The organism is Legionella lytica (assembly GCF_044626755.1).
GTDB classification, from domain to species: Bacteria; Pseudomonadota; Gammaproteobacteria; order Legionellales; family Legionellaceae; genus Legionella; species Legionella lytica_A.
This window is the reverse complement of sequence record NZ_JBGORX010000001.1, coordinates 401,845-413,272: the sequence shown is the minus strand read 5'-3', so window position 1 is coordinate 413,272 and position 11,428 is coordinate 401,845. Positions and strand designations below refer to the sequence as shown.

Below are 11,428 nucleotides of genomic sequence, written 5' to 3'. Positions count from 1 at the left end.
TTCGTAATGACTGTTGAAAGCACGGTACTAAGCATATTAAATACCCTAAAAGATCCCTTTTTGGAGTGTACTAGCAAAGAGATGAATTTACAGTGTAAGGTCGAAGCTAGGGAAGATAAATTATTTATCGATCTAGTCGCCGGCTTCCCCGCGCTCTTGCTCGAAGCAAATTATAAACCGCTCATGCTTTCTGCATTACAAACCCAGTTTCCCAATTATGAGATCTCAATTACCATTGAGCAATTGATTAAGCCGCATCGTACTCAATTAGCGGGTAAAGGATTACGGGGTGTTAAAAACACCATCGCTGTCGCCTCAGGTAAAGGTGGGGTCGGTAAATCAACCGTAACTGTTAATTTAGCCACTGCATTAGCCCGTACAGGCGCGCGTGTAGGTATTCTTGATGCTGATATTTATGGCCCAAGTATGCCACTTATGCTGGGGAAAACGGAGCCAGTGCAGCTGCAAGGTGATTTCTATTTACCCGTTAAAGCCCATGGAGTCCAAGCGATGTCTATTGGTTATTTAACGAAGGATGAACACGCATTAATTTGGCGTGGTCCTATGCTTGCTAAATCATTAATTCAAATGCTGGACATTACTCTTTGGGATGAACTGGATTATTTATTTATTGATTTACCTCCCGGAACCGGCGACATTCAGCTGACTTTAGTGCAAAAAATCCCACTGACTGCAGCAATTGTAGTGACGACCCCACAAAACGTTGCTACCCTAGATGCACAAAAAGCAATAAACATGTTTTCTAAAACAGGAATCGATGTACTCGGTATTGTGGAAAATATGTCCACCCATATTTGCAGCGAATGTGGTCATCAGGAAGCGATTTTTGGTGCTGGTGGTGCAGAGGCTTTGTCTGCAACCCATCAATGCAGCTTGTTAGGGCAACTTCCATTGAATGGCTCCATACGGGAGCATTGTGACGAAGGTCGTCCAACGGCAACTCAAGCCCGTAACAATTTAACCGATGCGTTTATAAAAACTGCTATGCGTGCCGTGATTGCTCTTGGCAAAAAGCCAATTAATTATGCGGATAAGTTTCCTCCAATTGTAGTGGAATAAAAAGTACGGCCTTGAACAGGTATTAACAGCACTGCTCGAAGCTTGGTATTGTGTGGTTTAAATGGTCGAATTACCGCGACGTGACCGCGGTATCTAACGATCTTGCCACATTCCTAGACTCCTACACCCGCGTCAAAGGTCCGAAAAACTAACAAAACACATACAGATAAATAGTTAATTCATATAAGCATAAAGCCTAATAGCGTTTTGGTATTTCTTAAGTATATAATGCTGAAAAACCAAAGAATTTAAATCATGCAACGACTACTTATCATTACAATAACAGTACTGTATTCTTGTCTTAGTTTCGCAAAACCAAATTATCAAATTGACCTCATTGTCTTTGCGCAAAACCCTTCAACGACACAAAATTCGGGACCAGGATTAGATTCTCCCTTAATTCCCATGGCCTACACGAATGCTATTTCCTTAAGATCCAGTTCGGAAAAAACCCAGAAGCCTTATTGCTTGCTGTCTAACTCCTACTCCAGCTTAAAAGATCAATATTACTTACTAAGCCGCCGCTCGCCCCACCCAGTTCTAGGACATTATTCATGGAGGCAACCTGCGAATAACCAAAGCTCTGTTGCCCTGCCTTTGGTTGAACATAATGGATGGCAAATGCAAGGCACGCTGCGCATCACCCAAAGTGCTTATTATAATTTCGATGCGAATATTCAGGTATCTCCTCCTGGTAATCCACAAGCATCAATGAGCATAAGCCAAAAACAACGTTTAAAAGGTGATACAGTTTATTATTTAGATAATGATCATTTGGGAATGGTCGTGAAGGTTCATCAAGTATCCTAAGATTGGATAGAGGGTAATTCGGGATCAATACGTCAATTCAGCAGTGATCCCGTATTACGCTGAGCTAATAAGTTACAGTCTGTTTCTATGGCCTGTTCTGAGAAAAAAGCTGTTGATATACAGAGTCACCACCATTAATTATATTACGAGCTGTGTTCTCTAGGTCTGTACTTGGGTCTCCCGTGTATGGCGCAAAAAAATTATTCATTTTATTAACCATATTCCCGATTGGCCTCGTTGGTTCGCCTATTTTGTTAAACTGATAAAACGTTGTTCCTGTTATCAATACCAATAAACCAGCCCCCAAACGCGAATCAGCAAAAAAAGCTGGAATTGAAATTAAATTGAATAAACCTACTACGATTGCGGTATGAGCTACTTTTTCTGTACTTGTTGCTTCTTTTGGCATAAACAACTCCTTTTGAGTAATAATTCTAATACAGACTATTGGAGTAGCAATAAAATTGCAAGAGTCCCAAACTGTACACAAAACACTCATAATTTATTTAAAGTAGATTGTGCTTCAAATACAAATTGGTTATAATTTCACCAATAAGATTGCAATTATCAGGGGCTCTATGCCAAGTCAAATTAGAATTATTAATGCAGTCAACCTGTGTCTGCAACAGAAAGAAAATACTGAATTTGCCTTAAATCGTTTAGGTGTTTGTGCGGGCTTAGCGGGTTTGTATGTGAAATACAGCGTAGAGAACAAAACTCACCAATTTTTTGCCATTATCGAGCGTTTAGCAAACCTTCCTCCCAGTTATCGCATTGGTGATGATCCGCTAATTGATGACTTTATCATCCAAATAGAAAAAGTCTATAATCCCGAAGACTACAGTGGCCACCAATTAATTCAAGGTGATTTAGACAAAATACTGCACGTGGGTACCAAACCCTTAAGCAATGAATTTAACTTTGGTTTAGTGGCTGAAGAACAGGAATGGGCGCAGATTTTAGAGCAAATTACCCGCACTGACCGAGCTTATTATATCTGTAGTCACAATCACGCCGTTGCAATATCCTTTAAAAATGGAACATACTCCCTTTACGATCCAAACTACCAACAAAAAACGAAAGAATTTGCCTCAGCAAAAGAAGTTATTCAAGAACTTAAAAATTGCTTTGGATACAGAGATAAAGTATTTGGCCTTACTCTTCGTACCTTTGCAAATCCCAATATGCCAGCAGCAACCTACCCTACACCAACCGAACTTCACCCGCTCGTAGCATCAAGGCCGATGGGCAAAGCAGAACAGCCTACGTGTGAATTTTCAGCGATGGCACGCGATATCAGGAGCATAGATTATTTAGCGCAGAAAGATACGGCTAATTGGGAAGATTTAACTAAGGCTCATTTAATTCCAGAAGTCATTGAAATCTTGTTAAAACAACCCAAATCAGTTTCTATAAAAAAAGCATTACTCAGAAGTATTGGGCTCAATTTTTATGTTGGAAATATTGAAACGGCCAAAAAACTAATTGCCCATTATCAAACACATTACCCTAATGTGGAAGAACAAGTGCTCTTAAAAGAGCGACTTCAAGAACTTCTTATTAATCCAGTGACAAAACAGTCGCGATGCCTGAAAACCATAGCCGACTTCAGCGAATTTATAACCCTTTGCGAACACTTAGGACTCGCTCAAGAACATCAAACCTATCTTGATCACCTGCGATTCCTAACCCTCGTGCATCATAACGACCCAATTACACTCGAGCGCTTTTTAGGTGATTTATCCCCTCAGCAGTTAGTAAAACATATTCAATATGCGTCAATCACCAATCAACAACAATTGTTAGATACATTACTTAATGTTCCGATTAGCCCAGAATTTCTAAGAGCTGCTTTTACCCCTAAAGTAATTGAACATATTGGTGTTGTCAGTTTAAAAAAACTGCTCGATAAAGGATTTATTCCAGATATTCAGGATGCTCAATTACTAGCACGCTGCATGAATAGAAAAGATAAATCTATTTTTAAATTAATCGCTGGCGCCTGGGCAATACAAAGCAAGCAACACGATTTATGGGAACGGATTACAAAAAGTCAGGTTAAAGAACTCGATCTAGGTGCTACCATCGGTTCTGTATCCCTTCTAGGTATTTTGGTCTTTCTGAATAAAGAAAAACTTATTAGTGCAGCACCCGCTAATTTTTCAGAAGAGCCACTACAAAGCGCATTAATGATTGCCATTATGGATAGCAATAGCAAAATGAGCAAATGGCTGCATGAAAAAATATTAGAGCACGGCTTTAGCTTTGATCTGGATACCTTGCAGCATTTTTATGAAGATGCATTGGCAAATGAACATTTAACCAAACTAAACATCCTTGCCGACATAGGTTTTGATGTCCTACCTGTAGGAAAAAATACCGACAAACTATTAGCTTTGTGCCATGATAATAACGATTACTCAATCATTTTTAATTCTTTTGATGCCGCATCAGAAAAGGTAAAACAACAGATTATAGACAGCAGTTTGCGAATGAACCTTGTATCTGTGGCCAGACATTATGCACAACATGCCCCCCAATTCTTTAATGTTGCTTTAAATAATTCATTAGATAACCTAGCCAAATTAAAAAAACTAAATCAGGCCGCTCGTTTTCTGCCTCCAGAAACACTGGCTGTTAAACTTCAAGATCCCAACGGGAAAACGTTTATTGCAAATTGCTTTAAACAGAAATTACTCCACCTAGCAGGTGCATTAGCTCAAACAGTTCAGTGGACTGAAAAAGAATTAAATGAATTATGCGATGACTTAATTGAGGCCAAAAATGAAGAGGCAGTAATTAAGCTCATCCAAATCAATCCTCAGTTAAAACAAAGACAGGAATTACTTCCTCGATTAATCCAAAGTAATCTGCTTGATGTGGTTGCTTATTTGACGCCAGAAGAGCGAGAGCTAAGCCCCAAACAGGCCGAAGAATTATTGATTGCCGCACTAGCCAATAACAAAAAAAAGTTAGTAGAGAAATTTTTAACTCCTGAGCGCATCAACACCCTCGAGCAACCACTAATGAGTGTAGTTGAACAAGTCGTTGCCCGAGGTCATTATGAAATCATTGAAACTCTAGTCCAATCACCAATTGATTTAAGCTTGGATTATAAAGCACTTTATTTCTACAGCTGTGCGCAAAAGCAAGGAAAAATAGCAAACTTATTACTTACTAAAGCCCCTAATTTGGACGAAGAAGAAATCCGACAGTCAATTCAACAGCTTTTTGGTGAACACGATCAACCCGCTTATTTTGAGATTACTTATCAGCAAAGCTATGGCAGACTGTATCAACTTTTATTTAAAATTGGCTTAAAAAATCCAAGAGAAGAACTTCTAAAAACCATTTTAAATCCAGAAACCGATTTGAAATTTCAAAAAACCAGCCTCTACATGTCGCCTTTAAAACGCGCGCTTAAAGAAGAAAATGAAGAACGCTTTAATGTCATGTTTGGCGAGGCGAATGATTTACCCACTAATGTGGATGAAAATGTGCTAATCTTCTTACAGAATCCGGTGACCACTGCCAAAATATTACCGCTTTTCCTCAGAAAATATACCCTGGAAGCTTTGCTTTCTGAAGCACTGACCCAGGAAAAATGGGATGTTGTTGCCAACATACTTGAGCAATCTGTACAGTTAAATGTCCTTGACTTGGGGCTGCAGCAACAAATCGAAGATAAAGCCGAACTCATTATGAAGGCTTATATTAAAAATTTGGAAGCTCATTTTGATAAAGCAGATATGCGACCTCGTTTATTTAATTTGCTTTCAGGTCTGAGTGCTAATGTACTCCAGCATATTGCAACACCTTTGAATAAAGAAATCCAGGAAGGTTTAGCTCGCATTGAATTGGCCATGATTGAAAATAACCTTAATTTGGATAAGCAAATTTATCGCCACGCCTTTAGTGAGTTAACCATTCAACAGCAAAAATGCACCCAAGCTATTGAAAATTACCTTGGCCATCGCGATAAAACCCTGAGCTACTTATCCTATCTTTTTGATTACAGCCGTGGTCAAACACGAGCTAAACATTATGAAAACCTTATTAAATCAGCAGCCACTAAAGAAGAACTGTATGTGCTTGAATATGCTATTTTAATTAATTCGTACACTAAGCAATTTAAAAAAGATATGATTCAAGGGCTTCAATTTACTGATGAACAAAGTGCTAGAGAACAACTCAAAAGAAGCATTAAAAACTCTCGTTTAGGGAAATATGCATCGCAATTAGATGATATTATTGAGCGCATTAACAACAAAGCGAATGCAAATGACTCATCCTCAACTGAGGATCTGTTCAATGAGGAATTAGCGAGTTTAAGGAAAATATGTAAGCCTCGCAGTGCCTTAGAGCAGTACACCTTGTTCCAAACCTCAGAGCCTGCTCAGCAAACTGGCTTCTGGCATTGGCTTACTCATTTGTTTAGTAGTGACAATCAGGATAAATTGGCATCAATGCCTTAGGCTTATGCAAATGAAGGTGGCTTGACCCCGTGAGTACCTCAAACTTGGTTTAAAGATAATTATTGCCAACTTAGGCGTATATGACGCAATTGAACACTGAAAGTATTGAATAACAAAATGCCTATTAATTTCGTGTTAAATGCTCCCCCCTGAAATACATTAACCCTGAGTTTATATTTATAATATGGTAGCCTCCTATCATGGATTTTCCTTAGAAATCATCCCGTATTGGTACATAAAATAGCAATAATTAAGTCCAACCCCGAAAATAAATTTACACCTAGCCCGCAATCCTATATATTCGGGCTTTTATTTAAAATGTGTATTCTCAGTACACAGTTAAATATGGGGAATGATCGTATTGAATACATCACCATCGCAAAGCTCAAAAAGTATTATCATCTGGCTGGTTGGCGTTTCCTTTTTATTATTCCAATTTTTTTTACAATTATCTTCTGGTATTGTTATCGGTGCAATCATGCACGAGCAAGGTATCTCTGCGCTGACAGCAGGACTTTTAAGCAGTTCATTTTATTATGTATATACCAGTTTACAAATCCCCGTTGGCTTACTGTTTGATCGCTATAACACGCGCACCTTATTATCCGTTAATGCCCTCTTATGTGCCTGTGGCTGTTTTATTTTTTCCATGGGGCATACCCTACCTGTATTATTCTGTGGTCGCCTGATTATTGGAGCTGGTTCTGCTTTTGCTTTCGTTGGTTTAACGCGTGTATTACGGCAAAACTTCGCCTTGAAACAATACGCCTTTATGATTGGTTTATCTGAAACCTTAGGATTTACGGTCACCGTAACGGGCATGGTAGGGATGGGAGCCCTGATTAGCCAAATTAGCTGGAGATACTTTATTGCTATTGCAGGAACTGTGGGAATATTTATTGCCGGTCTATGCCGTATGGTTATTCCTAGCAATAAACCTGAGCCACAAAACCAACAGCAATATAACAAGCAATTAGCCCTTATGCTGAAAGACAAATTGATTTGGATTAATGGTCTATTTGTCGGACTGGAATTTTCCGTAATCACTGTTTTTGCAGCAATGTGGGCGGTTCCTTTTGTACAACTTAAATTGCATTGCGATATTAAAACGGCCAGTATCCTGACCTCTATGGTTTTATTGGGGGCTGGCTTAAGCTGCCCTATTTATGGCTGGTTATCCATCATTCTCAGCAGACGCAAACCGCTAATTCATTTCTCTTGTTTATCGACTGCATTACTCTTATTGGTTGTTCTTTATTTACCGATGCAAAGCACTCATCTTACCGGAGCTCTTCTCTTTTTGATTGGACTACTCTGCGGCGCTTACATGCTTGCATTCACGATTTCTAATGAACTTGCCCCCCCTGAATCCTTATCTGCATGTACTGGATTCACCAATACCTTAGGGATGCTCTCTGCTCCTCTCATGCAACCACTAATAGGCTACTTTTTGGATTACTCGAGTAATCACTCCGGGCATTATACTTTGGCAGATTACCAATTTGCCTTGTTGAGCGTCCCTATAGCTCTAGTTATTGCTAGCATATTGTCACACTACTTGCCTGAAAAAAACAGCAATGGAATGGAAAATATTCAAAAAGATAATCCTTCCTTACAAAAATGCCCCCAAGCTTAAACAATCCCAAAACGCCCCTTATTGCCGCACTTTGTTCGTAATAAAGACTATTATCATTTGCAAATGCTTGAATTTAGTGTATGATTTTATTCCAATTTTAGAATGAAAGTTTTTTCACATGGGATTTCATCATGAGACATCTTATTCTAGGAACGGCACTATTCTTTTGTGGCTATAACGCCTTTGCTCAATGTGAATTACGCATCAATAATCTCACCGATAAACCGGCTTTAGCCTTAATTCAATATGACCAAAGGTTAAATGATCGAGTAGATATTGCCCCGCATCGCTCTTTATTCGTTGATTTATACTACGATGGCTACTGTCACAGTGGCGCTTCCATCCAATTATATCGTGATGCTTCCGAATTATATTTTTCAGGCGTATTAGCACCGGGGCAAATATTTGATATCACCCCTTAATCCGTATTAACCATTTCAAAGGACAACGTGATATGCCAACAATTTCTGTATCAGGCTCGGAACAAAGCGATGCTGGTGAAATAAACATTGTGCTTGAAGAGAACCATAACGCAACAATTGCGATAACCGGTTCCCATAACCTCACGGTGCCTTTTGTTGAAAAGCTACGTTTATTAGCCGTAGGTGGCGATGGTCTGGATGGAGAAATAGGCGCAAATGGCCGTGATGGTTCTCCCGGGATTGATGGATGCGATGCAGATAGATATCGCTCTGGAGAAAATGGAAGCCCCGGTGAGGATGGGGAACACGGGTACGCAGGAACTCATGGTGGCCCAGCGGGCAATGGTGGTAAAGTAGATGTCTGGGTAAGGCAAGAGAATTTAGCGCTCTTGGACGCCATTTCCACCATAGATGTTTCAGCGGGTATCCCGGGAAAGGCAGGAAGACATGGTTTGGGCGGGCGTGGTGGCCGAGGAGGTCGTGGAGGCTCATCTTACTCCTGGAATGAACCCTATACTGTAAATCATACAGAACATTGGACCGATGCGGAAGGCAATAGCCATAGTCGTATAGTGGGAGAAACACACCACCGTCATCACTATTCTTCTGGTGGATGTAATGGTCGCGATGGTTTCGATGGTGGTTCATATGCTTACCCTTTATATCCAGGAGCGGAAGGAAAAGCAGGCCAAATTTACTTTCATGTGATGCGCGAAATGACGACCCATCATTTAACTCCCTATAAATTAATTACTCGAGCAATTCATTTCCAAGCCGCTGAAAATAGTGGCCTATGGGAACCAGGTGATGTCATTACGGCATTTTATGGGATTGAAAATGCGGGACTAACAATGATGTCCCCTCCCGAATTAATTCCATTAATGTTGGAAAATAATGAACTTTTGGAGTTAATTCAAACAGGTAGCGTTACAGGTAGTATTCAGCCTGGAACAACTCATTCGAATGAGGCAGCTCCGTTGCGGTTTCGCATAAGAGAACCATACAGCCATATGGGAAATGAGCCCTATAACCTTACGGCCAAGATTAATGTAGCAGCCCATAATATTCGCCTTAATCAGCCCTATCAACACAGCTGGGCTAGTGATGCTCTAAACATACAGTACCCTGCTTTACTCGAGGCGCAATCAACGCATTTTTCTATTGCCGAACATGAATCTCATCTACTGCAGGCAACGGTGAAAAATATCGGAGCAAAGGCTCTAGGAAAATATGCAGGGCGTGAACTATTTGTTGAAATGACGGCTGTTGATACTAACTTTTCTTTAGTTTCCGAACATATATCCTTCATAGAACCACAGAACAATCATCAAATAACTTATCGTGAACGCTTTAAACCAGGAACAGAACTCGGCGAGCAACAAACTTATCAGATGAGCCTGTATTTGCAACCAATTAATCGCAGCGAAAAGAAAACACTAATTCAAAGACAAACGATAACCGGACAACTCAGCCCTAAATACACTCCTCCTGCCAACAAATTCATACTGGTTATTAATTGCAATACAAGCAAACAGCAACTTAAATATTGGACAAACTTCCTTGGTGAGTTATCGGGAGATAGCCAATTAGCGATATGGAATACTTATTATTATCAAGGGTTAAATTTAAATGGGAGTCCCTGTTTGCTTGATGATGCAGCTCATGGAACCATCATTATTCTCGATGACTTATTCCCAGAAAAAACATTCAATAAACAGCAGCAAAATACTCAATACATTACTCCAGAACAATTACTAAAGGCATCACAGCAGTATGATGTTTCATTAGTTTCTTTAGGTCCTAAAGCACAAACTAAGCCTTATACACACCGTGATGTTGTATCTTGGCTAGATCCCAGACAGCAATATGCATCAATAAAACAACTAATGGACATATTGCTCCATGAAGACATTAACCAACCCATATTAGTACATCAAGTTACCGTCCCCTTAGAAGAACGGTGGTTTTGCAGAGGAAGAGAGCAAGCAGATGAGGTTCTTGCGTTAGTAAGAACGCAACTGAATAACGTGTTTCCTAATCGGACTTATCACGTAAGTATTGCCAGCGAAGAGGAACAACAAGTAACTATAAGTGTGCGCCGTTTAGCAGATACATTAGAGCAGAATATCCATCAGGTTTCATTAACAGATGAGCAGTTAAGTAATCCTGAAAATAATCGGGACTTGATTGAATCGGGAATAATAGAGAACTTATCTTTTTCGCAAAAATTAGATTTATTTATGCGAAAAAGTAATCCTTACCATCTGCACTTAGCTCAGGCAATTACGAAAGATTTATTAAATGAATCGAATGTCGTAATGCAAACTGGTACTTATAATAATTGGTTAGAGCAAATCATGCAAAAAAATCAGCGTGATTTTAGCTTGGAATTTAAAAAGTTACGCCAATTGGTTAATTTATTAGAGCAATTTGTGCAAAATGGAGATTTTGAAAATGTGCAGGCATGGTCTCCTTATGTAATGCGTATGATTGCGCAAGTGGACTATCATAGCAAACAACACTCTTCTTTTTGGACCCGACTCATTCATTGGTTTCTACCCCAAACCAACGAGCAAATTATTGCCAGTAGTCATGCCTTATGTGCTCAGGTTTGGGATTTGCAAAGTCGGTGTTTAAACATCCCTATTCAAGAAATAAAGGCATCGGCTCAACGTGAGGAACAGATTATTAATCTTGCTGTGAAACTGAAAACCTTTTTGCAAGAGTATGATGACCGAAGTTCAAAACAACATTTTTGCTTCTTTAATAAATCGGTACTCAGCAATATGGAGCGAAAAGCAACACAACAGTTATTGAGTGTTTGTGTAGAGAGGACCACGTTAGCTCCTTTAGATTGGCGTACCATAGAGCAGAGCACTAAACTTAAAGCGTTCTCTTCGCCGTTTAAACTATTGTTTCCTGAGTTTACTCCGGAACAGAGCGTAGTTTTAGCGATTCATTAAGAAAATCCTGGTTGCAGGTGTAGCGTTCAGGTAATGGTAAAA

The 11,428-nt window shown here is 39.6% G+C and carries 7 protein-coding genes; 6 read left to right on the top strand and 1 reads right to left on the bottom strand.

All coding sequences use genetic code 11. The features are described from left to right. The first annotated feature begins 6 nt into the window (after positions 1–6). Together apbC and ACD661_RS01690 are read left to right on the top strand one after the other, a co-directional pair. Complete coding sequence (gene apbC, locus ACD661_RS01695; RefSeq protein WP_400185845.1) at positions 7–1,080, top strand: iron-sulfur cluster carrier protein ApbC; 1,074 nt, start codon at positions 7–9, stop codon at positions 1,078–1,080. A gap of 255 nt (positions 1,081–1,335) precedes the next feature. Beyond that, positions 1,336–1,890 carry a CsiV family protein gene (locus ACD661_RS01690; protein ID WP_400185844.1) on the top strand — a complete coding sequence of 185 codons (555 nt, stop codon included), beginning with the start codon at positions 1,336–1,338 and terminating at the stop codon, positions 1,888–1,890. Between the two features lie 85 nt (positions 1,891–1,975). Here ACD661_RS01690 and ACD661_RS01685 read toward each other — a convergent pair whose 3' ends face one another. Then, the gene (locus ACD661_RS01685) at positions 1,976–2,299 is read right to left on the bottom strand and encodes a hypothetical protein (protein WP_400185842.1); all 324 of its coding nucleotides are present in this window, start codon (positions 2,297–2,299) and stop codon (positions 1,976–1,978) included. 169 nt (positions 2,300–2,468) lie between these two features. On the opposite strand from ACD661_RS01685, the gene ACD661_RS01680 reads away from it, so the two are divergent. The 4 genes from ACD661_RS01680 to ACD661_RS01665 all read left to right on the top strand — a co-directional run bounded on the left by ACD661_RS01680 (position 2,469) and on the right by ACD661_RS01665 (position 11,386). Further along, positions 2,469–6,365: a hypothetical protein gene (locus ACD661_RS01680; RefSeq protein WP_400185841.1), complete on the top strand. Its 3,897-nt coding sequence runs from the start codon at positions 2,469–2,471 to the stop codon at positions 6,363–6,365. Between the two features lie 361 nt (positions 6,366–6,726). Continuing rightward, positions 6,727–8,001, top strand: a complete 1,275-nt coding sequence (locus tag ACD661_RS01675; RefSeq protein ID WP_400185840.1) for an MFS transporter — start codon at positions 6,727–6,729, stop codon at positions 7,999–8,001. Positions 8,002–8,132: 131 nt separating this feature from the next. Continuing rightward, a complete protein-coding gene (locus ACD661_RS01670) occupies positions 8,133–8,423 on the top strand; it encodes a hypothetical protein (protein WP_400185839.1) in 291 nt (96 codons plus the stop codon). A 32-nt stretch (positions 8,424–8,455) separates the two neighbouring features. Beyond that, positions 8,456–11,386, top strand: coding sequence for a collagen-like triple helix repeat-containing protein (locus ACD661_RS01665; protein ID WP_400185837.1), 2,931 nt, complete (start codon positions 8,456–8,458; stop codon positions 11,384–11,386). The last annotated feature ends 42 nt before the right edge of the window (positions 11,387–11,428 follow it).

Coding starts and splice junctions, on each gene's coding strand:
- apbC (WP_400185845.1), top strand. CDS start 7: ATGACTGTTGAAAGCACGGTACTAAGCATATTAAATACCCTAAAAGAT.
- ACD661_RS01690 (WP_400185844.1), top strand. CDS start 1,336: ATGCAACGACTACTTATCATTACAATAACAGTACTGTATTCTTGTCTT.
- ACD661_RS01685 (WP_400185842.1), bottom strand. CDS start 2,299: ATGCCAAAAGAAGCAACAAGTACAGAAAAAGTAGCTCATACCGCAATC.
- ACD661_RS01680 (WP_400185841.1), top strand. CDS start 2,469: ATGCCAAGTCAAATTAGAATTATTAATGCAGTCAACCTGTGTCTGCAA.
- ACD661_RS01670 (WP_400185839.1), top strand. CDS start 8,133: ATGAGACATCTTATTCTAGGAACGGCACTATTCTTTTGTGGCTATAAC.
- ACD661_RS01665 (WP_400185837.1), top strand. CDS start 8,456: ATGCCAACAATTTCTGTATCAGGCTCGGAACAAAGCGATGCTGGTGAA.